We start from the raw sequence: 25,836 nt of genomic DNA, 5'->3' as shown, positions 1-25,836 counted from the left end.
ATATTCACGGCCCATCGCCCGCGGGCTTGCCCCGGAAATACTAAGCATGCTTTGCTTATATGCGAAACAGACCTCCCGCAAGCAGTTCGCGGCGGGGCCGCCAGAGTTGGCAGCCCCGTGAGAAGCCCAAAGGATGACCATGATTACCCTCGACGAAGACGCTTTGATGCCGGCTGCCCAGTCCGCCGGAGAACTGACAGGCTCAAGCCTGGACGGGGGCACGGCCGCCGACAGCTCCCTGCTGGCGGCAACGGGCACCCCTCGGCACTGCCGTCGGTCCATGAAGCGTCTGGATCAGGAATTCTCCCTGGAAATGGCCATTCGGGTGGACGGCCAGCGCCTGATCCGCTCCATGAAGGCCGTCGGCGCCGCCGACGCCGTGACCTACCGCTGCATGTGCGGCTTCACCATCGACGTCCCAGCTCCCGGGATGGGCCGCGCCCTGATTAACTGAAAGTGCCTCCGCGCTCCGAGCGCGAAAAGTACAGCGCGAAAAGTACAGCGCGAACGTACAGCGCGAACGTACAGTTGCGGCCCCGGATCCGGTGAGATTCGGGGCCGCAACTGTCCGTTCGCGAGATGGGGCCGGCGTCACTCCGGAGAAGCGGGCAGCAGGAATCCGTCCCGGACCAGATTGGCCACTTCGGTGAGCAGGCCAGCCCGGAAGGTCTGGCCGTCGAACCCCTCCGTTCCGCCCAGCAGCGCCTCAAGGGCGCCGATAATCTGCCCGGCGGTCAGGTCGCCGTCGCACGCGGAGACAAAGCCTGCCAGTTCGGTGCTCAGCAGGTTGGTGCGGCGGAGGCCGGCTCCCTGGCGCAGCAGGATGACGCCGGGGTGTTCGGCGCCGGGGCGCTGGTGGCGCTCCTCGGTGACGTCCTCGGCCACCAGAAGGTGGGCCGCGGACACGTCGTGGTCCGCCAGCCAGTCGGCCCGCTCCACTGCTGCGGCCAGGTGGGGGCCGACGGGCTGTTCAATCGGATAGGTGATCTCCTCAAACCGGCGGATTCGCCGTTCACCGGCCGGCCGGCGCAGGAAGACCATGCCGAAGCCGATCCCGCCGACATTCCGCGACGCGAAGTCCGCCAGGTACGCGGCGAAGGCCTCCTGGTAGTGCCGGCGGTCCCGGGTTTCGGAGGCGTCCTGCAGCCAGGTCTCGGCGTACAGCTCCGGGCCCACCTGTTCGCGCTGGATGAACCAGGCGTCCGTGTCCGGACCGGCCCAGCTTTGGGGCCGCTCATCCCACGCCGAGCCGTCCGCGATTTCCCAGTTGCCCAAAAGCTGGGCCGTTCCGCCCGGGGCCAGCACATCCGGCAGGGAGCGGATGAGCGACGCGACGATGTCGTCCCCCGGCAGGCCGCCGTCGCGGTAGGTGAACTGGTCCACCGCGGCCTCCCCCGCAGTGCGCGGCGTGATGACGAAGGGCGGATTGGACACGACGAGGTCAAAAACCTCGCCGGCAACAGGCTCGAGGAGCGATCCGATCCGCAGGCTCACCCGCTCTTCCAGCCGCGCCGGGTCAATGGCCAGGGCCTCGGCGTTGAGCAGGAGGTTGAAACGCGTGAATGCGAGGGCTCGCTCCGAGATGTCAGTGGCGGTGACGTGGCCGCTGTGCTGCAGGAGATGGAAGGTCTGGATGCCGCAGCCGGCGCCCAGGTCCAGTGCTCTTTCGGCAGGGCGGCGGATGGTGGTCTGGACGAGTGTGGTGGATGCCTGCCCGATGCCCAGGACGTGGTCGTGCCGGAGGACGCCGGGCCGCTGGTGCGCGGCGAGGTCGCTGGCCACCCAGATTTCGACGCCGCCGTTCCCGCCCGACTCCCAGCCATAGGGGCGCAGGTCCACTTCGGCGGCCAGCTCGGTCCCGGTGGTTTTCGCCAGACCAAGGGCCACAAGGCCGTCGGCGCGCGTCCGCGGCAGCGCGGCGTCGAGCACCTCCGCTTCCTGCGGAACGGCCAGAAGCCAGAAACGCACGACGGCGGCCAGCGCCGCGGTGCCCGGCTCGCCGGCGGCTGCTGCTTCAGTCGCGATCAGTGCCGGGATGAGCTGGTCCCGGTTCAGGGCCGCGTACGCCGAGTCCCCCAGCAGATCTGCCACGCCTTCCAGGGTGTAGCCGACGTCGCGGAGGTCTGCGGCCAGGGCCTGCAGGAGGTCGGGCAGGTCGCTGCGCGGTGCGTCGGGAGTGTTGCCGGCGGTGAAGTGCATTGGTTCGGTCACCGGCCAAGTCTATTTGCCGGCCATGACTGTATGGCCCGACCCTTTCCAGTCACGCCGCCCGCCTCAAGGCCGAGGACCAGGCCACGGCGTGGGGTGCCTCATTGTTGTCCTCGACTGATTATTGTCGGCGCCTGAAGCTACAGTTGGGCCATGCTCGGAACCCAGGCAGTGGCGGCCGATCCCGATTGGCTGCGGTACGCGGCGGAATTCGCCCCGCTGCTGGCTGCCGTCATTGCCGGCTGGATCGCCTGGCGCACCCTCGCCCAGCGCCGCCAGGCGGACCGGCGGGACCAGTGGTGGAAACGGACCCAGTGGGCCATCGACCTAGCCATGGACCGCGATTTCAGCAGGGCAATCGTGGGCCTGGTCGCACTGAAGCACCTGGCGGCCAGTGATCTGTGCACGGACGAGGACTACGAGCTGCTGGACAAAATCGGCGGCGCCAAGATCGATGCCCTGACCCTGTCCGAGGAGAGCGCCAGGCGCGAGGCCGCGAAACCCCCACCCTTGGAAACGCAGCGGCCGGAACCGCAGCCCCCACGTCACGAGACTGCGGTGCCGCCCGGCGCGGGACGGGCCACGGTCATTCCCGTGACCCTGGAGTCCAGCGGCGAGCGGGTGCTGGCGACCTCCGCTGGCATGGCCAAGGTGCTGGCTGAGGCAGACAGACTTGTCTCTTTTGTGGCCACGCGGCGGAGCGGGAGAAAAGGGACGGAAACCGGCAGCACCTCAAACGGGTAAGTTTGAAGTCATGCCTGACCGTTATCCTCTGATGTCCCGTGCCCTGGGCGGGGCGGCCGCGTCCGCCGTCATTCTGCTGGCAACCGCTGCCTGCTCCCCCGTGGTGTCGATCGAAAATGCCGATGTTCCGCAGTGGCGGGCCACCGCTCTGCCCTCCGACGGCCAGGCAGTGCTGGAGGACTCGGGCAAGATCCTCAACCGGGACAGGATCATCCAGACGGCGGCCAGCGTCCCGGCGGGCGGCTACACGCTGACCATTACCTGCGACGGCGGCGGGAAGGCGTTCTTCGCGGTGACGCTCGCGGGCAAGGAAGTGGCGGAGGCGGGAGCGGCCTGCAACGGCAGCCGAGAAACCGCGGAAATCACGGTACCGAAGGCCGGGCGGATGGAGATCAGCGCCTCCAGCGTGGACGCGCCGCTCCTGTACGCCTACCACCTCGTTCCAGCGCGCTAATCCGGGGCCCCAATCGCGCCGGAGCCGCATGAACCCGCAGCTCCGGGACAGCGCGGCATAATTTTTTCTCGCCGCAGATTGCCATCTGTACCGGCGCCTCCGGCAGGCCTAAAGTCGGGGTATGCCCACGGTGCGGATGGCCTCCGCGCATCGTTTCCTGGGGCGGGCGCAACGCACGCTTTGGCTGCGGGCGCCGGCAGCCGCCGTCGTGCTTTTCCTTGTGCTGGTTGCCGCCGTCCTGGGCGGCTGTGAATACAACTATGACGACGGCCGGGGCGAGCTTCCAGACGCCCCTGTGGTGACGGATCCCGTCTTGCCCCGGGACCCGCTGGAAAACGTGCCGGTCTCGGGCGAGGAGCTCACCGAATGGGCGAAGGAAGTCATGCCTGACGCCGAGGGACAGGTTTTCAAGACGAACTACGGCAGCGTTGAGAGGGGACACAGCAAGACGGAGTCCACCGGCCAACTGCCGAGCGGCACGTACTCCCTCACCCTTGCCTGCCGGAGCGAGCGGCGGGTCTCATTCACAGTCCGCGACGCCGAGTTCGCTTTGGTTGACCTGAGCCTCCGTTGCGGCACGTCCCGCGTCAATGTGGTGCACCTGTCCGAGGACTCCGTGCTTCGGGTGACGGTGGAGGTGCGCTCGGACGCGAATTTCGCCTATCGGATCAGCCGGATCTGACGCAACGGCTTTCCAGCCGTCCTGCAGTTCAGGCGGCGCAGCCGTCCGGGCAGCGCAGCGTCTCCGGGTGGGCCGCGCACCCGGCGCAGTACAGGGTGAGCGTGCGGCAACTCGGGTTCGAGCAGTTCTCGAACTTGCTTGTGGGCGCCTGGCACCGGACACACTCGCCGATGGTCTTGGCATCCTCGCTGAACTCGAGGTGCATGCGCTTGTCGAAGACGTACAGGGAGCCTTCCCAGAGGCCCTGGTCCTTGAACTTTTCGCCGTAGCGCACGATGCCGCCGTCCAGCTGGTACACCTCTTTGAAGCCGCGGTTCACCATGAGGCTGGACAGCACCTCGCAGCGGATGCCTCCCGTGCAGTACGTGACGACGGGCTGGTCCTTGAGGTGATCGTACTTGCCGGAGTCGAGCTCGGTGATGAAGTCGTGGGTGGTGGCGACGTCAGGGACAACGGCGTCCTTGAACTTGCCGATCTGCGCTTCAAAGGCGTTGCGGCCGTCAAAGAACACGACGTCCTGGCCGCTGGCCTTCCTAGCGTCGACGAGTTCGTGGAGTTCCTCGGGCAACAGATGCGTCCCGCCTCCCACGACGCCGTTATCGTCCACCTTCAGTTCGCCGGGCGCACCGAACGAGACGATCTCGTCGCGGACCTTGACGCTCAGTCGGGGGAAGTCCTCCGCGCCGCCGTCGGACCACTTGACGTCGATGCCGTGGAAGCCCCGGTATTCACGGGTAGTTTTCACGTACTGCTTGACGGCCCCGATCTCCCCGCCGACCGTGGCGTTGATGCCGTCCTTGGAGATGAGGATCCGTCCCGTCAGGCCGAGCTTTTCGCACAGGGCACGCTGCCAGAGCCGAACAGCGTCCGGGTCTGCGATGGGAGTAAAGCCGTAAAAGAGTACGATTCGGTTCAAAGCCACGTATTTAAGGGTACTTGGTGGCCGGCGGGGACGGATTCGGACCCGGGAAGAGCGTCCTATCACAATTGCATAAGCAAGCGCCCAAGCCCTGTTGCTTATGACAGCGCTGGAATACTCTCATCACATGACGCCAGAAGCCATGGTTGGAGACATCACTCATCTGCTTGAAGTCTGGGTAGCCGGTTGGGCTGGTTGCCGGGGCTATGAGACGCGCACCGAGGGACGGTTCCCCGCCGCCCTGCGAGCGGACACGACCGGGGACTGGGAATACTTCGCCTCTGATCCGACGGACGCCGAGTTCGCGGACCTGGCGGCAAAGACTGCCGAGGCCCCCAAGCGGGTCCTGACCATCCTGACCAACGATGTGGGGCGCTACAAGCTCCTGGCTGAACAACACAACCTCAACGCCACGTCAGCGTCCCAGACCATGATGGTCGTGGACATGGAGACCCAGGATTCCGAGGACCCGTGGCTCTCGGACGACGACCTGTCCCTGAAAACGTGGGAGTCCGAGGGCGTCCACTTTGCCGAAGTACGATCCGGCGACACGCTGGCCGTGAGCGGCCGCGTGATGGTCATCAACGGCACTGCCGTGTTCGACAAAATCGTCACCGAACCCTCCTTCCAGCGCCGGGGCCTGGGCAGCTTCATCATGAAGGCGCTGGCGGCGCAGGCGTTTTCGCACGATGTGGAGGACGGCCTCCTGCTGGCGTCCCTGGACGGGCAGAAGCTGTATTCGCACCTGGGCTGGTCCTCGGTGTGCCACGTCCTGATGCTCTCCGCCTCTGATGAGGGCTCCGACCTCTCCGTGGTCTGACCCTCCCCTGCATATGCCCCTGCCGGGTTCTGTCCCGGGCCAGCAGGCGTGTGCGATATCGCCGTTCTGTGCGGGTTCGCTGTTCGGCGCCGGCGATTTTTGCCCGGATGAAACAATGTTGGGGTGAACCCCCATGACTCGCTGATTCCGTTGCTGGGCCGCGGCCCGGACCCGGAGCAGCTTCGGCATGTGCGGACCATTCCGGCCCGCAACGCCGTGCACGAACCGTGGCCGGCCTGGGCACACCCGGACCTTGTCGCGGCCTACGGCAAACTCGGCATCCACCAGCCCTACCGGCATCAGATCCGGGCGGCGGACATCGCCCACGGCGGCGGACACGTGGTGATTGCAACCGGGACGGCGTCCGGGAAATCCCTGGCCTACCAACTGCCGGCGCTGGATGCGATTCACCGGTCCGAATTACGCGTCCTGTCGGACCCCGGAAAAATCCACGACGACGGCGCGGTGACGCTCTACCTCTCCCCCACCAAGGCGCTGGCTGCTGACCAGCTTGCGGCCATCCGGTCCCTGAATCTGCCCACCGTCCGGGCTGAAACCTACGACGGCGACACCGACCAGGCCTCCCGCCGCTGGATCCGGGACCACGCAAACTTCATTCTGGCCAACCCCGACATGCTGCACTTCGGCATCCTGCCGAACCATGCCTGGTGGGCGGGGTTCTTCCGCCGCCTGCGCTACGTGATCGTGGACGAGGCGCACAGCTACCGTGGTGTCTTTGGCTCCCATGTGGCCAACCTGATGCGCCGGCTGCGGCGTATCTGCGCTTACTACGCGGCCGATGGCAGCTCCGCCGGGCCGGTGTTCATCGCGGCGTCCGCCACCGCTTCCGAACCGGAAAAGTCCTTTGGCCGGCTCATTGGTGCCGCCGTCCAGGCAGTCTCGGAAGACTCCTCGCCGCACGGGTCCACGACGGTGGCGTTCTGGGAACCCGCGCTCAGCGAGGTGCGCGGCGAAAACGGGGCCAAGGAACGCCGGACGGCGGTGGCCGAGACCGCCGACCTTCTCGCGAACCTGGTTTCGTCACGGATCCGGACCATCGCTTTCATCAAATCCAGGCGCGGCGCCGAGACCATCTCTTCCATCACCAAGCGACTCCTGGACGAAGTCGACCCAAGCCTGCCGCAGCGGGTGGCGGCCTACCGCTCCGGATACCTCCCGGAGGAACGCCGCGCCTTGGAAAGGGCGTTGCGGACCGGGCAGTTGCTGGGCATTTCGAGTACTTCGGCTCTCGAACTGGGCATCGACATCTCGGGGCTCGACGCAGTGCTGGTGGCCGGCTGGCCCGGCACTAGGGCGTCCCTTTTCCAGCAGATCGGCCGGGCGGGCCGCGCCGGACAGGACGCCATCGCCGCCTTCGTGGCCAGCGATGATCCGCTGGACACCTACTTGGTCAATCATCCGGAAGCCATCTTCGATGTGTCCGTTGAGGCGACGGTGTTTGATCCGTCCAACCCCTATGTCCTGGGGCCGCACCTCTGTGCCGCCGCCGCTGAGCTCCCCCTCGGCGTGGCCGAGCTGCCGCTGTTCGGAGCCACTGCAGAAAAACTCCTTGGGCAGCTGGTGGCACAGGGGTACCTGCGGCGGCGCCCGGCCGGCTGGTTCTGGACCCACCCGCAGAGCGCGGCCGCCATGGTGAACCTGCGGGCCGACGGCGGCGGCCCGGTGAGCATCGTGGATGCCGACACGGGCTCGCTGCTGGGAACCATGGATTCGCCGCAGACGCACTACCAAGCGCACACGGGCGCCGTGTACGTCCATCAGGGCGCCAGCTACGTGGTGGAGGACCTGAACGAGGACGATCACTGCGTGGTGGTACGCCGGGCCAACCCCGACTACTACACGACTGCCCGGGACATCACGCAGATCGAGGTACTCGAGACCCAGCGGACGGAGCAGTGGGGCGATGTCGCCGTGCACTTCGGTGACGTCAAGGTCACAACGCAAGTGGTCTCCTTTCAGCGGAAGGCCCTGATTTCGAATGAAGTCCTGGGCGAGGAACCCCTCGAACTGGGAGCCAGGGACCTGTTTACGAAGGCCGTGTGGTTTGTGGTGGAGAACCGGTCGCTCACAGGCGCCGGACTTATCGAGGCGCAGTTCCCCGGAGCCCTTCACGCGGCCGAGCACGCCGCCATCGGACTGCTGCCGCTGGTTGCCTCGAGCGACCGCTGGGACATCGGCGGGGTTTCGACCGCAATCCATGCGGACACCGGTGTGCCGACGATTTTCGTGTACGACGGGCACCCCGGCGGCGCTGGATTTGCCGAGCGGGGCTTCGAGAAAGCCAAGGTGTGGCTCTCGGCCACGCGGGACGCGATCGAGGCCTGCGAGTGCGAATCAGGTTGCCCTTCCTGCGTCCAGTCCCCGAAATGCGGCAACAAGAACAACCCGTTGGACAAGGACGCCGCCGTCGCGCTGATCGATGTCCTGCTGAAGGACGCGCGGGACGCGGCAGCGCCACAGGATTCCTGGACGGACGCGGCGGCGCCGAACGCGGTCTAGGGAACGAACACGGTCCGCGTGACGAGCCGCGCCTATGTCAGGGCGGAGGTCCCGCCCTGGCACGGCCGGTGGCGACGCCGAGGAGGGGTCCAGCGGGCAGTTCGGTACTGACTTCGACGGACTGGTCGCCTCCGGCGGTGCAGCTGGTGAGCGTTGCTTTGTGGCGGGCAGCCACCGCGGCAGCCACGAGGCAGGGCTCCCCCGCTGAAACACCACGGAGCGCGTCAGCCGCGGCCAAAGCGGCGAGGTCGGCCGCGGCGGCGGCCCTGGACGCCGCCGCCGAAGCCTGTGCCAGCAGGAGGAGCAGTGACATGACCATGACAAGCACCAAGCCGAGCCCCGCGGCCAGCACAGTGCCAGATCCGCGTTCGGATCCGACTCCCAGCACCGGATTCCTGCGCTGGCCGAGGGGCTGTTTGTGCCGCCGGTTCACAGAGGCCGCCGGGCAGGAACGCCTAGACCAAGCTCGGCCGGTGCTGCCTGCGCCTTCCGGACGGTTCCCGCGGTCGGCGCCGATGATGCCATTTCGCTGCGTGCCTCGGCCCTGGCGGTCAGCGTCCACGGCACCATGCGTCCCAGGGGTCCCGCCGCCCGGCCAGACACTGTGATGCTCATCCATTCGCCGCCGGGCACCACTGCCGACGAGGCCGAAGGGCCTGCCAGCTTCCGGACGATACCGTCGACGGCAGCGGGATCCTCACCCCTCGCGAGTGCTCTGGCGCCAGCCCGGGCGGCATCCTCCAGCCGCAGCTGGGTGATCCCCGCCGCAGACCCCGCCAGCAGCATCGCCAGGAGCAGCAGGACCGCCGGAAGAGCGACCGCAAACTCAGCGGTCACCGCGCCATGGCTGTTCCCGTGATGGCTCTCGGCGCCGCGGGCCTTCCCCTGTCCGCGGCTGCCAGCCTCATCTCCGGTTGGGTTCCTGTGCTGCCGGCAGGACACAAGTCCGGCCGCCGTAAGGGTCTGCGGAGCGGGTGTCACGGCAGGGCCAGCGCCGTACGGATCAGGTTGAGCAGGAAGCCACGGACTTCGTCGCTTCGCAGGATGAACACCAGGATCCCGGCGAAGCCTACGGCCGCCAGCGTGGCGATGGCATATTCGGCAGTCGCCATGCCGGCTTCCGAGCCCATCAGACGCCTACGTGGCCGTGGCTTAACCCGCGGCGCCATGCTGGCTCCCGGGTAGATCTCCAGCACATCGGCTTCTTCGGAGTCGTGGCGCAAGGGCCGGGCGGTTTCACCCGTGGTGTGGTGGTTGAGGGACATGAATTTTCCTTTCTGGAGTCCCGGCGAGTTGCCGGTGCAATCGACTCTCCCGTCCGCCGCCCGAACCGGTAAGGCTCGACCTTCCCTAAGTGGAAAAGCGACCAGTCGGCCGCATGTGGAGGGAGAGTACCGGTGTATCCGCGCGGCCGCACGCAGTCTGCCCGCGCGGCTGTGCCCAAATACGAGGGAGCGGTGATGCATGGCAGCGAAGCATAGATGCCAGCGCGAAAAGTACAGCTGCCTGTGGGGACTCAGCTGCCCGAGGGGATCAGGGCGAGCAGCACTGGAACGACTCCGAGGCATATGAAGGCCGGCAGCGAACACAGCCCCAGCGGAACCACCAGCTTGACTCCAAGGGAGGCCGCGCGCTTCTCCGCGGCCCGGAAGTGTTCCCGCCTCATTCTGGCCGCCTGGGCATAAAGGATGGACGACGACGGGGCACCAGTCAGCGCGGCGAAGCCCAAGGCGTCGCGCAGGGCCAGTATCCCCGGCGAGCGCACGTCTGCACTCCGCCATGCCGTCTCCCAGTCGGCACCAATGGCCATGGCTCCCACGACCGGCCGCAGGGTGCGGCCGTACTCGGGTGCGGCCGCGGCGGCCACCAGTTCCAGGGCTCGTCCGATACCCGCACCCGCATGGAGCATGGCGGCAATCAGCTCGAGCATCATGGCGATATCCCGCAATCCCGGGGACTGCCCTGCCCGATCTTGGGAGTCATCGTCCCCATCCGCAATACCGTCGCCCGCTGACCCGCCGCGCTGGCGGAGGAGCCCTGATCTCCCGTGCGCCGTTCGACTAAAAGCGAGGCCTGCGGCGGCAGCCAGTGCCAGGAAGATAAGGGCAGCGGCCAGAACCGATCCGCTCATTGGGCAGGTCCGGTCATGCAGCGGCGGCCCGGCTGGCGGGTCATCATGGCGCAGCCTCGCCGGCCGCTGCCCGGACAAGCCTCGCGGACCAAATGCGGCCAGCAACGGTCAGTCCGATGCCCGCGACCAGCGCAGCCATCCCGAACGGCGTGCCCAGCAACATCGCCAGCGGGTCCACGCCTAGGCAGACACCCAGTCCCAGTCCCAGCAGAGGGAGCCAGGTCAGAAGTGCCACGGTCGCCTTCGGTCCGGCGAGCGCCGTCTGCCGGGCTGCTTCAGCGTCGTCCTCAACCTCCAGCTGAGCCGCAAAGCGAGTCAGGACGTCAGCCAGCGGACAGCCGCTGGCTGCCGCTATGTCGAAGCAGGCTGCCAACTCAGCCCAGATCCGCGGCTCTCGGCCACCGGCTCCGTAACGGGCGGGCGAACTTGCTGACCGTATTGCGTCCGCCACCGGCGCTCCCCGCAGGGCTGCTCCCCGGGCGGCCGACAGTACGGCGGCCGATCCGGGGCTGAGCCGTGGCTGGCGGGCGTCGTCATCTGCGGACGCCTGCTCCACGTAGAGCTGCCACAGTTCGTCCCACAGGCGCGAAGGAGACCGGCCACCCTTCAGCAGGGCAGCCAGTTGCTGAACCACAACCGTTAGGGACACGGTGATCTCCTTGCGGCGGCCCCAGGCGAGGCCCAACTCGCCCCGGCCCGTCTTGGCAGGCCTGCCGCTGCGGCGAACACCGCCGCCGGTTGCGCCACCGAGGCCGAAGGCGCTGCGTGCCCGTCGAAGTGGCCCACGCGCGGGGCTCAGGATCAGCCACGCGGCAAGCGCCAGTACGCCAACAAAGACCGCGGTCATGCTGCTGCCCTGCGGGCTCCGCGTTTTTCACTCGTGATCCCCGGACCGGCCTGTCCCGATGAGACTGCTTCCGCCCGCGGCAGCGACTGCTCCGGCCCGCCAGCCGGTGGCCCGGCCAAGCGGGCATTGGGTGCGGGGCCGGAGTTGCCGGCAGGGATGGAGCCGCCTACGTGGCCAGCGCTTGCATTGGGGAGTGTGCCTGCCTCCAGGGCTAAGCCCGGATCGAGGGCCAGTCGCTGGGCAAGGATCTCCCACGCCGGCCCGGGAACCGGCCTGCCGGTTGAAACGTCCAGGGCTACGGCGACGTCGAGACCACCCGGCCGCTCGGCCAGGACGCCGACGCACGCGACGTAGCGTCCCTGCCTCGACCGGGCCACATGCACCACCACATCAAGGGCGCTGGCAACCTGCAGCCGGACCGCATCCTGCCCCAGCCCAGCCAGGGCTCCGAGAGCGGTGAGCCGGGCCGGAACCGCACCTGCGGCGTTGGCGTGGATGGTGCCGCCGCCTCCGGTGTGGCCCGTGTTCATGGCCGTCAGGAGTTCGCGCACCTCGGCACCCCGGCACTCTCCCACAATCAGGCGGTCCGGCCGCATCCTCAGGGCCTGCCGAACGAGTTCCCCGAGGTCCACGGCGCCGCCTCCCTCGAGGTTGCCATGCCGCGACTCCAGCGAGACCACGTGCGGGTGCACCGGGTTCAACTCCGAGGCGTCCTCGATCAGGACCAGCCGCTCCCCCGGATGGCAGAGCCCCAGCAGGGTGGACAGGAGAGTCGTCTTTCCGGAGCCGGTTGCTCCGCTGACCAGGAAGCTCAGCCGCTGCTCCACCATGCGTTCCAGAACGCATTGAACCAGCGCCCCGAACATCCCCCCGTCCCGGAGCTCGCCCATGGTGAAGACCTGTTCCCGCCGGATCCTGATGCTGAGCAGCGTGCCGGCCGCCGAGATGGGCGGCAGGACGGCATGGACCCGGTAGCCGCCCTCGAGCCGCACATCCACGCACGGCGACCCGTCGTCGAGCCGCCTGCCGCCCGATCCCACCAGTCTGGCGGCAAGGGCCCTGAGCTGGGCCTCCCCTGCGAAGGTCACGGTTGTCCGTTCGATGCCGCGGCCCCTGTCCAGCCAGACGGAGTCCGGGGCGTTCACGAAGATGTCCGTGACCGACGGGTCCCGGACCAGGTGCTGCAGCGGCCCGAGGCCATTGAGCTCAGCGCTGATGCGTTCAGCGGCGGCGAGGGAACCGGCTGTGCCGAGCAGCTTCCCGGTGGCCTGCACCGCTGCCGCCACCCGTGACGGGGTCACCGGCCCGGCATCGGCCATGACCGACTCGCGGACGGTTTCGAGAAGTCCCGCGTCCAGGACCCGGGCCGCACGCCGCCGCCCGGCAGTCTCTGCGAGCGCGGCGCGGGAAGCCGATGCCCCCGGAAATCCGGGGGCGGCGCGGCCGCCGGCGTCGGCGCCGGCCGGGGGCACACCCAGAGGGGCACTCACCGGAGGTCCTCGGCCTGCAGGTCGCCGGCGAGGAGGCCCAGCACCGACGAGGCGAAACGCCGGACACTCTTCCGCCTGCCCTGGTCGAGCAGGCGGCCCAGTTCAGTGGCCGAGGCCGTCCCCCGCACCTCTGGCATCATTCCGTGCAGCGGGAGCCCCACGGACTCGGCGACCAGCGCGGCGTCAAGAGCAACCCCGGCCTTTGCCCGGATGACCAGGGCCGATTCGACCGGCGGAAGCTCCTGCAGCAGCCGTGCGGAGGCGACTGCAGCCTTCAGCTGCGCCGGGACAACGACGAGGAGGCGGTCGCAATCCCAGGCGAACGTGCGCAGCGGCTCGGCGTTGCGGCCGATGTCGACAATCACCACCTCGTAACCCCGGCGCGCGGCGTCGAGGACGTTTCCCACGGTAACCGGGTCCACGAGCGGCGGCCGTTCCCTGCTTCCGGGCCAGGACAGAAATGAGAACCCTCCGGCGACGGGTAAGGCGTCCGCGAGCTGCTGCGGGTCAATGCTGCCACTGGCATCGGCCAGGTCCGGCCAGCGGAGACCCGGTGACTCCTCCGCGGCCAGGGCCAGTTCGAGTCCGCCGCCCCAGGGGTCGGCGTCGACGAGCAGGACCCGGGCACCGAGTTCAGCTGCGGCCTGCGCGAGCCAGGCCGCAGCGGTGGTGGCACCTGCCCCTCCGCAGCCCCCGGTGATGCCGAGTACCAGGCCTCCGGCCTCGGGGGAACGTGACCGGCTGAGGTACTCGGCCAGCCAGGCGGCGGCGTCCGGAAGAACGGCGACGCGTTGGGCACCCAGGGCAGCGCCCAGATGCCAGAGAGTATCCCCTTTCCCGCTCAGCCCAACGAGGACGGCAGGGGCACGGCGCCGGGGCGGCAGTTCGCGGACATCGCTGCCTACCAGGACGTCGGCGGCGGAATCCCAGAATGGCGCGGCCTCCGCCACGTCGTCCACCACCCGGAGCCGCCCTCCGGCGGCTGCAACTATCCGTTCCACTTCACCCCGCAGGAACTCAAGTCCCGTGACCAGCAGGACGTCGCCGCCGTCAGCGGGGAGCCAGGTTCCGGGTTCAGAGCCGGTCAGTGACCCCACCCGTGCCGGCCTGGGCTGGGCCGCTGGCCGCCGGCTGCTCCACGGCGCCGGTGAGGGTCCATCCGAGAAGCCACGCGCCGGCCCTGCCCAAGGACCGTCGGCACCAGACGCCTCAACACCGGGCGCCGTAGCACCGGGCCGCCTGGCTTCCGGCGGCGCAGCATCCGGCAGCGCGGTGTCCGGGTCTGATGGGAGTCGCCGGTTCCGGGCGTGGTGCCTGCTCATGCAGCAACTGTGCCCAAAGGACCGGCCGCCCGATAGAGGCGGATGAGTCTATGTGGAAAACCGGCCGCCGCCTCAAGCGAGGAAAGGCCGGTTTCCGTGGAGGGACAAGAAGCAGAGCCTAACGGCACAGGACAGGAGCGGGGATCATGCGGCCCCTGGTGGCGCAGGAGCCGCTGCGCGCGACGCCAAACAGCGTGGCGGCAAGGCAGAATTAGACATATGTATCTGTTGCTCGCCGCCCACCACAACGGCGCAGCCATCCAGGAACTCACGGCGGAGGGCCTGCCCCACCCCGCCAATCCGGAACCACAAATCGTCAGCCTCACCCCGCCGGGAGCCTGCCAGGAAGCCCTGCCACCCGCAGCGCAACCCGCACCGCCCCAGGCCGCACCCCAGGCGGCGCCCCAGGCCACTCCCCAAACCGCGCCCGGCAACGGCACCGGACTGGCCGCCGCCGTCCGCGAGCTCGAGAAGCGGCGCCCGCGCTGGATCTGGCACCGCACCCAGGACTGGTACCCGTCGCTGCTGGCGGCGGGCGTGGACGTGGAACGCTGCTACGACCTCTCGCTGTGCAGCGCCATCCTGGCCCATTCCGAGTTCACGGCCCACACCCCGTACGCCAAAAACGCCGAGAAACTCACCCAGGACGATGAACTGCAGCCGCCCCGGACGCTCCAGCCGCCCCCTCCGCCCGCGGACCAGGCCGCCCTCTTCGACGACCCGGGCACGGCAACCCAACCGCGGCAGACCCTGGCCGAGCTGCGCGCCGAATATGCGGCCCAGCAGGAGGCCCTCGCAGCCGCCGCAGGAGCCGACGCCGCAGGCAACGGCAACCGGCGGCAGCGGCTCCAGCTCCTCCTCGCCGCAGAGTCGGCCAGCGCCCTCGTTGCGGCCGAGATGCAGCATGCCGGGGTGCCCTGGCGTGAGGAGCTGCACGAGCACATCCTGGCCGAGCACCTGGGCCCGCGGCCGCCCCTTGGCCACCGCCCGGCCAAACTCGAGGCCCTGAACACCGAGCTCCGGGACCTGCTGAACGCGCCGAGCCTGAACCCGGACTCGCCGCAGGAGCTGATGCGCGCCCTGCACCGCAACGGCATCGAGGTGAAGTCCACCCGTCAATGGGAACTGAAGGGGTCCAGTCATCCGGCCATCGCGCCACTGCTGGCCTATAAGAAACTGTCACGCCTGCACACCGCCAACGGCTGGGCGTGGCTGGACGCCTGGGTGCGGAACGGGAGGTTCCGGCCCGAATACGTGGTGGGCGGAGTTGTATCCGGCCGCTGGGCGTCCCGCGGCGGCGGGGCGCTGCAGATCCCCCGCCAGGTCCGCGGCGCCGTGCACGCAGACCCGGGGCACAAGCTCATCGTGGCTGACGCGTCCCAGCTGGAGCCCCGTGTTCTCGCGGCCCTCGCGCAGGATTCCACCATGGCCGAGGCCGCCCGGGACCAGGATCTCTACGCCGGGATCGCCGCCAAGGGGTTCGGCGGCGACCGGGCCAAGGCGAAGATGGCCCTGCTGGGTGCGATGTACGGCGCCACCTCCGGCGAGGCAGGCCGCCTGATGCCGCAGCTGGCCAAGACCTACCCGCGCGCAGTGGGCTTCGTCGAGCGCGCCGCCCGCGACGGCGAAGCCGGCAGGACCGTCACCTCGCGCCTTGGGCGCAGCAGCCCGCCGCCGTCGGAACGGTGGTTTCTCAGCCAGCGGTCCACCTCGGCGGAGGAACAGCGCCGCGCGGACTCAATCGCCAGATCCCGGGGACGTTTCACGCGCAACTTTGTGGTCCAGGGGTCCGCGGCGGACTGGGCGGCCTGTTGGCTGGCGGAATTACGACGGCGGCTGCGCACCATGCGTGCCGACGGCTCAGTCACTGGGGAACTCGTGTTTTTCCTGCACGACGAAGTGATGGTCCACGCCCCCGAATCCGCCGTGGACGCCTGCATCCGGGCCATTGAGGACGCCGCCAACGCCGCCAAAGAGCTGCTCTTCGGCCCCATTCCGGTCGAATTCCCGGTGAGCGTCGCCGTCGTCGATTCCTACGACAACGCAAAGTAGCCTGCGCCCAAACCAGGAGAAGCCGGCCGAACCGAAACGGGGCACTTTGACACGTGACGCGCCGGGCGCCGTCGTAATTCACGACGGTGGGACCGCCAAAGTGCCCCACGACGGCATCGCCCGGCCCGCTTTGGCCGGGTGGCGGCCGGAGGGTAGCCCCTCCCCACGGGAAACAAAAGTCACATGCGCCACAGACGGAACATGCGGTTGTACTGAGTAATGTACCGGCGAGTAGCTCGCTTCGTGTGGTGTGGGCCACTAAGCTCTATGGTGGCCGGGCAGTGGCAATAAGTTGGCCCGGCACGTGCGACGAAGCATCAGCAGGGGGTTTCCACGCCAATGGCGGGCGAGTTTGAAGTTCACCAGGACAGCGATCAGTCTTACAAATTCCGTCTCATGGATGGGGACGGAAACATCGTGGCAGAGTCGCCGCGGTTCAAGAGCGTTTCGGGAGTAGTGGCCGGCATCAACGCATTGCGCGAAAACGCGGCCACCGGCCAGGTGGTGGATCTGCGGAAATCGCAGCACTGACACCAGCGGGGTAGCCAGCGGAAACGCCGGCCACGGAACGGCCAAAGTCAGCAGTACTGCCTACAGGTCCAGCGGGTGAAGCCTGGTCCTGTCCCAGGGGACGGCCCAGCCGAGCTGGTCGAACAGCTCATTCAGGATCATGCCCGTGAAGCCCCAGACCACCAGGCTGTTCACGTTGAACGCCGGGCTCTGGAAAGTCTGGTTCATGCGCGTCACGGCAGCCATGGTGCGGTTCTCAGGGTCCAGCAGGTCGCGGACCGGCACCCGGAACACCTGGGCGGACTCGCCGTAGTCCACCACCCGGACCGGCGACGGCGAGGCCCACCAGGCCAGCACAGGGGTCACTAGAAAGTTTCCGCGCGGAAGGGCCAGTTCCGGCAGGGCACCCAGCACTTCGACGCCTGAGGGGTCCACGCCGGTTTCCTCCTCCGCTTCCCGAAGCGCGGCCTCCACCGGGGTTTCCCCCACGTGGATGCCGCCGCCCGGAAAGGCCACCTGGCCTGGATGGTCGTCGAGGGTATGGGCGCGTTCCAGGAGCAGGACGTCCAAGTCGGCAGCCACGAGCGGCTTGCCGGAGGCTGCCGGCACATCGTCCAGGGCGCCGAAAAGGATCAGGACGGCCGCCTTACGGGCAACGGACTCGTCAACGGTCAGCTTGCGCCAGTAGGGATTCCGGGCAGGACCTGTTCCCGCCCTGATTGCTTCGACGAGGTCCACCAGGTCCTGGCGCGCTGTCATAAAGTCCTCCGCTGTGATTCCATCCGGATCTCGGCGGCGCGGTGGGTCTCGGCCAGCAGCCTCGCCAGAAGCTCCTCGCTTCCGGGCGCAAGCTCGTACTTCAGCAGTTTCGCGGCCTTGGCGGGGTTCGTCTCGCCCGAGCCAAAGCTGGGGCACCAGTTGGCCACGGCGCAGGCCCCGCAGGCCGGCTTGCGGGCGTGGCACACCCGCCTGCCGTGAAAGACGACGCGGTGGGACAGCATGGTCCAGTCCTTGGGCTCAAACAGCTCCGCCACGTCGGACTCGATCCGGACCGGGTCGTCTGATTCCGTCCAGCCGAAGCGCCGTGCCAGTCGCCCGAAGTGGGTGTCCACCGTAATGCCCGGAACACCGAACGCATTGCCCAGCACCACATTCGCGGTTTTCCGTCCGACGCCGGGCAACGTCACCAGGTCTTCCAGCCGGCCGGGCACCACGCCGTCGTACTCGTCCACCACCCGGTTGGCCAGCGCAAGGAGGTTCCTCGTCTTGGCGCGGAAAAACCCGGTCGGCTTGATGATCGCCTCCAGCTCCGCGGTGTCCGCTTCCGCCATGGCGCGCGCGTCCGGAAAGCGGGAGAAGAGCAGGGGCGTGATCAGGTTGACCGTCACGTCCGTGGTCTGCGCGGAGAGCACCGTGGCCACGAGGAGCTCAAACGGGTTCCGGAAGTCGAGCTCGGCGTGCGCGTATGGGTACTGCTCGGCGAGGGCCCGGTTGATCCTGCGTGCCCGGCGCTTCAGGGCCAGCTGCGACTCGCCGGAGCGGGCCGGCGGGCTGGCCGCCGGCCCGCTTTCGGCGGGAACCCCGGCGGGCATGTCCGCAGGAACCCCGGCGGGCACATCCGCAGCGGCCTCCCAGGAGGCGCCCGCGGGAGCGTCCCCGGAAGCAGGTGCCACCGGGATGCCCGGCATGCCGCGCCGGCGCGAAACGGAATCGGCCACGGCGGCCGGCTAGCCGCGCTCGATGTTGCTCAGGTCGCGCAGGACGCCCACCCGGCCGTCCGTGTGCTGGACCAGGAATTCGTCCCCGCGGTCCTCCAGTGCCAGCACCCAGCCTCCGGGCTCGATGCCGAACAGCGGCGCGCCGGTGCGCTCATCAACGGCAGTGCGGTGCTGGGCGACTGCGAACCAGAAGGCCTCGTGGACCTGCTCATGCTCAGACTCCTCCGGCCGGCTTGCCGGGTCGACGGTGGCACCGATCGGTTCCTGCGACCGCACCTGCTGCTGCACATCCACCCTCGGGTGGACGGCGGTGGCAGGCGTGGCCGAGGCGGCCCGCGCAGCCTCTTCCGCAGCTTCACGCGCGGCAGCGTCGGACTTGCCTTCCGCGACGGGGGCTTCCGGTGCGGGCGCCTCCGTGGCCGCCGCTTCCGCTGCGGGCGCTCCTGCGCTGGCCGCGCCTGCGCCAGCAGCGGGGGCTACCGTTGCTCCGCCGGACCGGGTCTGCTCGGCCTCCGATGTGGCCGGCTGCGCGGCCACATCGGTTTTGGCGGACGGCACTGAGCTGGTCTGCGCAGCGCTCTTCTGCGCCGCGCCTGCCTGCGCGACGGCGGCGTCCCCCGTCTGCGCGGACGGCACGACCGCGGCCGGTCCCGTTTCCGGCGATGCTGCGGCACTGCTAGCCGCGTTGGCGGCGGGCCACATCCCGGTCGCCGGCGCTGCACCGGCCGTTCCGGAAATGTCAGCGGTAGCGCCGGGAATTACGGCACCGGCGGTGCCGGCCGGGGCCGCACTCTGCGCCGGCTGGCCGACCGCCGTCGCACCATGGGAAACATGCCCGGAGGAAACCTGACCAGAGGAAACAGGGCCGCGGGCTTCAGGACCCGCAGGGACTGCGGCGCCAGCGGCAGCGCTGCCGGCCCCAGCACCCCCCGAAACAGCGCCCGGCTTGGCAGCGGCAGCTTTCGGTTCCTTGGGTGCTTTGGGCTTGCGCACGGGAACGGCTGAGTCGCGGGCCATGATGTGGGCCGGGACGTCGGAGCGGTCCAGGAAGTCGCCGGCGAAGAACGGGATGAACCGGGCCAGCACTGTGGCGGCCAGCAGCACGAGGGAGCCGATCAGACCCACGAGCAGGCTGGGCGTGTAGGCGCCGGCAACGGACAGGAAGAAGAAGGCCACCGCGAACGAGGCCACCACGGAACCGAACTGGTCCACCGAAAGGGATCCGATGCGGACCTTCGTGTCGGGGGCGAGCCGGCGGGCCACAAACAACGCCGCAACAATGAGCGGCAGAACCACGCCGAGCCCCAGGAAGAATAGGCTTCCGAGGTTCCACAGGTTGTAGCGCACAGCGAACATCGGAATCAGCGATGCGATAAAGAGGACGAGGGTGGCCGCGAAGACGGTCAGGTCCCGGACGGTGAAAGGTCCGGCAACGGCCTCATTCCGCACGCCCTGCTGCTTCATGAAATTCGGCGCCGCATTGTGCGCTTCCGGCCGCCCGGACAGTCCCGCCCCAAGCGGTGCCTGGCCCTGGCCCGGCTGGGCTGGGTCCTGCCGGGCCGGGCCCGGCTGGCCCTGGCTTTGCTGATTCATTCTGTTCTCCTTAGCGTGGCGGCGCCCGGACGGGTGTCCGCTGCGTGGTTCCGCCCTACGGCCGGAACCTGACCACAAGCGGTCTGGCTGCCTCCGGCCCCTGTCACGAGTCCATCTCAGCCTAGCCAAGTGGAGGGTGCTTCACTAGCTGACTGGCCGCAGTGCGGCGCGCTCACAGAAGCGGCACAGGTCGCCCACAGAACCATTCACCGCTAAATGGGCACCGCTCGCGGCTCCTAAAGTGACGCGGCCCACGCGCAGATGCCTGACGCGCTAGTCTGGTCTCGGAACAGCTCTTTGCGGTTTATCCGTGACGGGCCGTTGCCCGACGCCGTGCAGCGGCGGGGCAGTGGCCGGGACCGGCGCACCGCGCAGGAAAGATCGATGAATGATGAGGTTCACCATGTCCCAGGACACCCCCGGCTCGACGACGGCCACCGCTGCCACCCCCAGCCAGCAGGGCGATGCTCTTGAAAACCTGCTGCATGAGAACCGCAAGTTTGCCCCTTCCGAGGAGTTCGCCGCCAACGCCGTGGTGGGCGCCGAAGTCTACGCAGAAGCAGCAGCGGACCGGCCCGCGTTCTGGGCCAAGCAGGCCCGCGAACTGCTGACCTGGAACAAGGACTTCACCGAGGCCCTCGACTGGTCCAACCCGCCGTTCGCCAAGTGGTTCGTCGGCGGGGAGGTCAACGCCGCGTACAACGCCCTGGACCGGCACGTGGAGAACGGCCTCGGCGACCGGGTCGCCATCCACTTCGAGGGCGAGCCGGGCGATTCCCGCTCCTACACCTACGCGGAGCTGACCGAGGAAGTGAAGAAGGCCGCGAACGCGTTCGAGTCCCTCGGCGTGGCCAAGGGCGACCGCGTCGCCGTCTACCTGCCCATGATCCCCGAGGCCGTGATCACACTGCTCGCCTGCGCCCGGATCGGCGCGGTGCACTCGGTGGTGTTCGGCGGGTTCTCCGCCGACGCGCTCCGGTCCCGGATCGAGGACGCCGAAGCCAAGCTTGTGGTCACCGCGGACGGCACCTACCGGCGCGGCAAGCCCAGCGCCCTGAAGACCGCCGTCGACGCCGCCCTCGAGCAGGAGGGCCACACCGTGCAGAACGTCGTGGTGGTCAAGCGCAACGGCCAGGACGTCGACTGGCACGAGGGCCGGGACCACTGGTGGGCGGACACCGTCGGGGCAGCCTCCGCCGAGCACACCGCCGTCGGGCACGACTCAGAACACCCGCTGTTCATCCTCTACACCTCCGGCACCACCGGAAAGCCCAAAGGCATCCTGCACACCACCGGCGGCTACCTCACCCAGACGGCCTACACCCACAAAGCCGTCTTCGATCTGCACCCCGAAACGGACGTGTACTGGTGCACGGCCGACGTCGGATGGGTCACCGGCCACTCCTACGTCGCCTACGCGCCGCTCATCAACGGGGCCACCCAGGTCATGTACGAAGGAACCCCGGACTCCCCGCACCAGGGCCGCTGGTGGGAGATCGTGGAAAAGTACAAAGTCTCCATCCTCTACACCGCCCCCACCGCGATCCGCACGTTCATGAAGTGGGGCCGGGACATTCCGGACAAATACGACCTCTCCTCCATCCGGGTCCTGGGCTCCGTGGGCGAACCCATCAACCCCGAGGCCTGGATGTGGTACCGGGACGTCATCGGCGGCAACAAAGCCCCGATCGTGGACACCTGGTGGCAGACCGAAACCGGCGCGCAGATGATCGCCCCGCTGCCCGGCGTCACGGAGACCAAGCCCGGCTCCGCGCAGGTGCCGCTGCCCGGCATCGCCGTTGACGTCGTGGACGAGAACGGCGCCTCCGTGCCCGACGGGCACGGCGGCTTCCTCGTGATCCGCGAACCCTGGCCGGCCATGCTCCGCGGCATCTGGGGCGACCCCGAACGGTTCAAGGACACCTACTGGTCCCGCTTCGAAACCATGTACTTCGCCGGGGACGGCGCGAAGAAGGACGAGGACGGCGACATCTGGCTCCTGGGCCGCGTGGACGACGTCATGAACGTCTCCGGGCACCGGCTCTCCACCACGGAAATCGAATCCGCCCTGGTGAGCCACCCGGCCGTGGCGGAGGCCGCCGTCGTGGGTGCCACGGACGAAACCACCGGCCAGGCCGTCGTCGCGTTCGTCATCCTCCGCGGGGATGCGGTGGACTCCGGGGACGAGATCGTCCAGGACCTCCGCAACCACGTCGGCAAGGAAATCGGCCCGATCGCCAAGCCGAAGACCATCCTGGTGGTGCCCGAACTGCCCAAGACCCGCTCCGGCAAGATCATGCGCCGCCTCCTCAAGGACGTTGCCGAGGGCCGCGACGTCGGAGACGCCACCACGCTCGCCGACAACACCGTCATGCAGCAGATCGCCGCATCCCTGAAGAAGTAGCGGAACCCAACGAGGGCCCGCCCGGAGCGCAGTTCAGCGCCGGGCGGGCCCTGCTTTTGCTGACCAGCCGTGGTCCCGCCGCCGGAGACCGCGTGTTATTTAACGATCTTTCCTGTTCCCTTTTGCGAGGTTATAGTCGTGGTATGTGACACATGTCACAAAGCTCCACTTCCCCGGGAGAGATCATGGCAGCACATCCGGAAGCGTCTACCAGCGCCGGCCCGGTCCGGCGGACATTCCTCAAAACTATCGGCGTGAGTGCAGCCGGCCTGGCGGGCGTGCCGCTGGTGGCGGCGTGCACCGGCGGCAGCGGCCCGTCCGCCGGAGGCTCGGAATCCTCCGGCCTGTCATTCGGCTCAGGTTCCTCCGACGAAGTTCCCAAGAAGGCCTACCAGGCAGTCACCGATGCCTTCACCCAGAAGACGGGCAAGACGGTCCGCACCAACGTGGTGCCGCACAACGACTTCCAGAACAAGATCAACTCGTACCTGCAGGGCTCGCCGGACGACGCCTTTACCTGGTTCGCGGGCTACAGAATGCAGTTCTATGCCAGCAAGGGGCTTCTGGCACCGGCTGATGACGTCTGGGCCAAAATCGGGGGCAACTTCTCGGACGCCCTGAAGAAGGCGTCCACCGGCCCGGACGGGAAGATGTACTTCGTCCCCAACTACAACTATCCGTGGGGTTTCTTCTACCGGAAGAGCGTGTGGGCCGACAAGGGTTACGAGGTGCCGGAAACCTTCGATGCCCTTAAGGCCCTGGCGGCCAGGATGAAGGCCGACGGCATCATCCCGATCGGTTTTGCGGACAAGGACGGCTGGCCCGCCATGGGCACGTTCGACTACATCAACATGCGCCTCAACGGCTACCAGTTCCACGTGGACCTGTGCGCCCACAAGGAGTCCTGGGACCAGAAGAAGGTGACCGACGTCTTCGACACCTGGTCCGCGCTGCTGCCCTTCCAGGATCCTGCGGCGCTCGGCCAGACCTGGCAGGACGCGGCGAGGGCGCTGGCTGCCAAGAAGACAGGCATGTACCTGCTCGGCTCGTTCGTCACGCAGCAGTTCACCGATCCGGCGGTCTTGAAGGACATCGATTTCTTCGCGTTCCCGGAGATCGCCACCGAGGGCAGGGATGCAGTGGAGGCACCCATCGACGGGCTGCTGCTCTCCACCAAAGGCGGCGGGAACGCGGCCGCGCACCAGTTCATGGAATTCATCGGCACCCCCGAGGGCCAGGACGCCTACGCCTCGGTGGACGCCTCCAACATCGTCACGGCCAAGGGTGCGGACACTTCCAAGTTCACGCCGCTGAACAAGAAATGCGCGGACACCATCGCGCAGGCGAAGTCGATCAGCCAGTTCTTCGACCGGGACGCCCTGCCCGCCATGGCCAACAACGTCATGATCCCGGCCCTGCAGACCTTCCTCAAGAACGGCAAGATGGACGTCAAAAATCTTGAGGCGCAGGCCAAATCACTGTACGCGGCCCAGTAGCAGTCCGAGGACGGCCATGAGCGCTACAGCAAGAGACCTGGTCCCGCCGGAGTCCCGGGCTCCGTCCGGGGCGCCGGCGAAGCAGGTCCGCAGCGGAAAGGTCCGCCGGCTCTCCAAACGGGACAAGGCGGTCCTGTCCCTCATGGTGGGCATTCCCACCCTGATCCAACTGGTTTTCATCTGGCTGCCCACGGTGATGTCCGTCGGGCTGAGCTTCACGCGCTGGAACGGGCTGGCGCTGGGCGACATCAGGCCGGCAGGCGCCGATAATTATCAGTACATCTCGCAGGACTACCCGCCGTTCTGGCCCGCCATCCAGCACAACATGCTGTGGCTGGCGTTCCTGGCCCTGGTGGCCACCCCGCTGGGCCTGCTGCTGGCAGTGCTGCTGGACCAGCAGATCCGCGGCAGCAGGATCTACCAGAGCATTTTCTTCACGCCGGTGATGCTGTCGCTGGCACTGATCGGCATCATCTGGCAGCTGTTCTACCAGCGTGACAACGGCCTGCTGAACTTTCTGCTCGGAACCTCGGGAACGCAGCAGGCCGTTGACTGGTTCGGCGACTCCTCGATAAACATCTGGGCAGCCATGATCGCCGCCACGTGGCGGCACGCGGGCTACGTCATGCTGCTCTACCTGGCGGGCCTCAAGGGCGTGGACCCCAGCCTGAAGGAAGCCGCCGCCATCGACGGCGCCAACGCGGCGCAGACCTTCTTCCGCGTGGTGTTCCCGGCCATGCGACCCATCAACATCGTCATCGTCGTCATCACCATCATCGAGTCGCTGCGGGCGTTCGACGTCGTCTACGTCATCAACCGCGGCACCAACGGCCTGGAGCTCCTCAGCGCCCTGGTAATCCAGAACCTCGTGGGCGAAGGCCAGGTGATCGGCGTCGGATCCGCACTTGCCGTGGTCCTGCTGGTCATCTCCCTCGTGCCCATCGTGTTCTACGTCAGCCGCACCTTCGGCAAGGAGAAAAGGTCATGAGCGCCGCCGTCTCCCCCGGCAGGGCCATGACCGGGAAATCTGGACGCTCCGGCAGCAAGCCGAAGCGGCATTACGGCACGCATATCTTCCTGACGGCCATGGCGGTCATGTGGCTGATTCCCCTGGTCTGGGCCGTGTTCACCGCCCTGCGGCCGATCGCCTCCACCAACGAGCACGGCTACTTCAGCCTGGCCGGCGACTTCAACTTCGACAACTTCATCCAGGCCTGGTCCCAGGGCGGCTTCGCCAAATACCTCTGGAACTCGGTGATCATCTGCGTCCCCGCGGTACTGCTGGTGCTCTTCTTCGCGTCCATGATGGCGTTCGCCGTCAGCCGGGTCAGCTGGAAGTTCAACGTCACGCTGCTCATCATGTTCACGGCAGGGAACCTGCTGCCGCCCCAAGTGCTGGCGGCGCCGCTGTTCGAGATGGCCAAGCACTTTCAGGTGCCATACTCCTTCAGCGACTCGGGCAACATGCTGAACACGTACATCATCGTCATTGCCGTGAACATGGCGTTCCAGATGGGATTCTGCACCTTCGTGCTGTCCAACTACATGAAGGCGCTCTCCGCGGACCTGACCGAGGCCGCACTCGTGGACGGAGCCGGGATCTGGCGCCAGTACCGGGAGATCATCATGCCGCTGTGCCGGCCGGCTTTCGCCGCCCTGGCAACCCTGGAAGTCATCTTCATCTACAACGACTTCTTCTGGCCCCTGCTGTTCATCCAGAGCGGCGACCGGCTCCCCGTCACCACCGCGATCAACAACCTCCAGGGCGAGTTCCTGAACAACTACAACCTGCTGGCGGCCGGCGCCGTCATCACGGTCATTCCCACCCTGATCGTTTACCTGCTCCTGCAGCGGCAGTTTGTTGCCGGCCTGACTCTTGGTTCCAGCAAGGGCTAGGCGATGATGGGCAGTACCAGGTTTCACCCA

General features: G+C 67.8%; 24 protein-coding genes. 12 read left to right on the top strand and 12 right to left on the bottom strand.

Annotation, left to right across the window (positions count from 1 at the left end; translation table 11 throughout):
• The first annotated feature begins 139 nt into the window (after positions 1–139).
• Complete coding sequence (locus G9E11_RS09650; protein ID WP_194717993.1) at positions 140–454, top strand: hypothetical protein; 315 nt, start codon at positions 140–142, stop codon at positions 452–454.
• 137 nt (positions 455–591) lie between these two features.
• Here G9E11_RS09650 and G9E11_RS09645 read toward each other — a convergent pair whose 3' ends face one another.
• A complete protein-coding gene (locus G9E11_RS09645; RefSeq protein WP_190605957.1) occupies positions 592–2,199 on the bottom strand; it encodes a DUF7059 domain-containing protein in 1,608 nt (535 codons plus the stop codon).
• A 162-nt stretch (positions 2,200–2,361) separates the two neighbouring features.
• Here G9E11_RS09645 and G9E11_RS09640 point away from each other — a divergent pair, with 162 nt between their 5' ends.
• The 3 genes from G9E11_RS09640 (at position 2,362) to G9E11_RS09630 (ending at position 4,088) form a co-directional block, all read left to right on the top strand.
• Positions 2,362–2,952, top strand: coding sequence for a hypothetical protein (locus G9E11_RS09640; RefSeq protein ID WP_190605098.1), 591 nt, complete (start codon positions 2,362–2,364; stop codon positions 2,950–2,952).
• Between the two features lie 10 nt (positions 2,953–2,962).
• Positions 2,963–3,406, top strand: a complete 444-nt coding sequence (locus G9E11_RS09635; protein ID WP_190605096.1) for a hypothetical protein — start codon at positions 2,963–2,965, stop codon at positions 3,404–3,406.
• 121 nt (positions 3,407–3,527) lie between these two features.
• Positions 3,528–4,088, top strand: coding sequence for a hypothetical protein (locus G9E11_RS09630; RefSeq protein WP_190605094.1), 561 nt, complete (start codon positions 3,528–3,530; stop codon positions 4,086–4,088).
• Between the two features lie 28 nt (positions 4,089–4,116).
• Here the strand turns inward: G9E11_RS09630 and trhO are convergent, their stop codons facing one another.
• On the bottom strand, positions 4,117–5,010 hold the full coding sequence (gene trhO, locus G9E11_RS09625; protein WP_190605092.1) for an oxygen-dependent tRNA uridine(34) hydroxylase TrhO: 894 nt from the start codon (positions 5,008–5,010) through the stop codon (positions 4,117–4,119).
• A 124-nt stretch (positions 5,011–5,134) separates the two neighbouring features.
• Between trhO and G9E11_RS09620 the strand changes: the two genes are divergently transcribed.
• Positions 5,135–5,827: a GNAT family N-acetyltransferase gene (locus tag G9E11_RS09620; protein WP_190605091.1), complete on the top strand. Its 693-nt coding sequence runs from the start codon at positions 5,135–5,137 to the stop codon at positions 5,825–5,827.
• A 123-nt stretch (positions 5,828–5,950) separates the two neighbouring features.
• A complete protein-coding gene (locus G9E11_RS09615; RefSeq protein ID WP_190605089.1) occupies positions 5,951–8,347 on the top strand; it encodes a DEAD/DEAH box helicase in 2,397 nt (798 codons plus the stop codon).
• A gap of 37 nt (positions 8,348–8,384) precedes the next feature.
• Here the strand turns inward: G9E11_RS09615 and G9E11_RS09610 are convergent, their stop codons facing one another.
• From G9E11_RS09610 to ssd, 7 genes are all read right to left on the bottom strand, one after another.
• Complete coding sequence (locus G9E11_RS09610; RefSeq protein WP_190605087.1) at positions 8,385–8,735, bottom strand: Rv3654c family TadE-like protein; 351 nt, start codon at positions 8,733–8,735, stop codon at positions 8,385–8,387.
• 41 nt (positions 8,736–8,776) lie between these two features.
• Positions 8,777–9,184, bottom strand: coding sequence for a TadE family type IV pilus minor pilin (locus G9E11_RS09605; protein WP_311764332.1), 408 nt, complete (start codon positions 9,182–9,184; stop codon positions 8,777–8,779).
• Positions 9,185–9,324: 140 nt separating this feature from the next.
• Positions 9,325–9,612 carry a DUF4244 domain-containing protein gene (locus G9E11_RS09600; RefSeq protein WP_190605085.1) on the bottom strand — a complete coding sequence of 96 codons (288 nt, stop codon included), beginning with the start codon at positions 9,610–9,612 and terminating at the stop codon, positions 9,325–9,327.
• A 251-nt stretch (positions 9,613–9,863) separates the two neighbouring features.
• Positions 9,864–10,478, bottom strand: a complete 615-nt coding sequence (locus G9E11_RS09595) for a type II secretion system F family protein (protein ID WP_190605083.1) — start codon at positions 10,476–10,478, stop codon at positions 9,864–9,866.
• A gap of 43 nt (positions 10,479–10,521) precedes the next feature.
• The gene (locus tag G9E11_RS09590) at positions 10,522–11,325 is read right to left on the bottom strand and encodes a hypothetical protein (protein WP_190605081.1); all 804 of its coding nucleotides are present in this window, start codon (positions 11,323–11,325) and stop codon (positions 10,522–10,524) included.
• Positions 11,322–12,815, bottom strand: coding sequence for a TadA family conjugal transfer-associated ATPase (locus G9E11_RS09585; protein ID WP_414635184.1), 1,494 nt, complete (start codon positions 12,813–12,815; stop codon positions 11,322–11,324). Before G9E11_RS09585 ends, G9E11_RS09590 begins: the two co-directional genes overlap by 4 nt.
• Entirely contained in the window at positions 12,812–13,912 is a 1,101-nt protein-coding gene (ssd, locus tag G9E11_RS09580; protein WP_311764331.1) for a septum site-determining protein Ssd, read from the bottom strand. Before ssd ends, G9E11_RS09585 begins: the two co-directional genes overlap by 4 nt.
• Positions 13,913–14,356: 444 nt before the next feature.
• On the opposite strand from ssd, the gene G9E11_RS09575 reads away from it, so the two are divergent.
• Entirely contained in the window at positions 14,357–16,189 is a 1,833-nt protein-coding gene (locus G9E11_RS09575) for a bifunctional 3'-5' exonuclease/DNA polymerase (protein ID WP_190605079.1), read from the top strand.
• A gap of 339 nt (positions 16,190–16,528) precedes the next feature.
• The gene (locus tag G9E11_RS09570; protein ID WP_190605077.1) at positions 16,529–16,720 is read left to right on the top strand and encodes a YegP family protein; all 192 of its coding nucleotides are present in this window, start codon (positions 16,529–16,531) and stop codon (positions 16,718–16,720) included.
• A 60-nt stretch (positions 16,721–16,780) separates the two neighbouring features.
• On the opposite strand, the gene G9E11_RS09565 is transcribed toward G9E11_RS09570, so the two are convergent.
• From G9E11_RS09565 to G9E11_RS09555, 3 genes are all read right to left on the bottom strand, one after another.
• Positions 16,781–17,458: an NUDIX hydrolase gene (locus tag G9E11_RS09565; RefSeq protein WP_190605075.1), complete on the bottom strand. Its 678-nt coding sequence runs from the start codon at positions 17,456–17,458 to the stop codon at positions 16,781–16,783.
• On the bottom strand, positions 17,455–18,291 hold the full coding sequence (gene nth / locus G9E11_RS09560; protein WP_190605951.1) for an endonuclease III: 837 nt from the start codon (positions 18,289–18,291) through the stop codon (positions 17,455–17,457). The genes G9E11_RS09565 and nth overlap by 4 nt, the downstream gene beginning before the upstream one ends.
• 135 nt (positions 18,292–18,426) lie before the next feature.
• Complete coding sequence (locus G9E11_RS09555; RefSeq protein WP_190605073.1) at positions 18,427–20,010, bottom strand: hypothetical protein; 1,584 nt, start codon at positions 20,008–20,010, stop codon at positions 18,427–18,429.
• 403 nt (positions 20,011–20,413) lie between these two features.
• On the opposite strand from G9E11_RS09555, the gene acs reads away from it, so the two are divergent.
• From acs to G9E11_RS09535, 4 genes are all read left to right on the top strand, one after another.
• Positions 20,414–22,414, top strand: a complete 2,001-nt coding sequence (gene acs / locus G9E11_RS09550; protein ID WP_190605949.1) for an acetate--CoA ligase — start codon at positions 20,414–20,416, stop codon at positions 22,412–22,414.
• Between the two features lie 185 nt (positions 22,415–22,599).
• Positions 22,600–23,910 (top strand): ABC transporter substrate-binding protein, encoded by a 1,311-nt coding sequence (locus G9E11_RS09545; RefSeq protein ID WP_190605070.1) that lies wholly within the window; start codon positions 22,600–22,602, stop codon positions 23,908–23,910.
• Positions 23,911–23,926: 16 nt separating this feature from the next.
• Positions 23,927–24,898 carry a carbohydrate ABC transporter permease gene (locus G9E11_RS09540; protein ID WP_190605069.1) on the top strand — a complete coding sequence of 324 codons (972 nt, stop codon included), beginning with the start codon at positions 23,927–23,929 and terminating at the stop codon, positions 24,896–24,898.
• Positions 24,895–25,806: a carbohydrate ABC transporter permease gene (locus G9E11_RS09535; RefSeq protein ID WP_190605067.1), complete on the top strand. Its 912-nt coding sequence runs from the start codon at positions 24,895–24,897 to the stop codon at positions 25,804–25,806. Before G9E11_RS09540 ends, G9E11_RS09535 begins: the two co-directional genes overlap by 4 nt.
• Positions 25,807–25,836: the final 30 nt, after the last annotated feature.

Origin of the sequence: Arthrobacter ipis (assembly GCF_014694315.1) — a bacterium.
GTDB lineage: Bacteria > Actinomycetota > Actinomycetes > Actinomycetales > Micrococcaceae > Arthrobacter > Arthrobacter ipis.
This window is presented reverse-complemented; position numbering and strand designations above follow the sequence as displayed.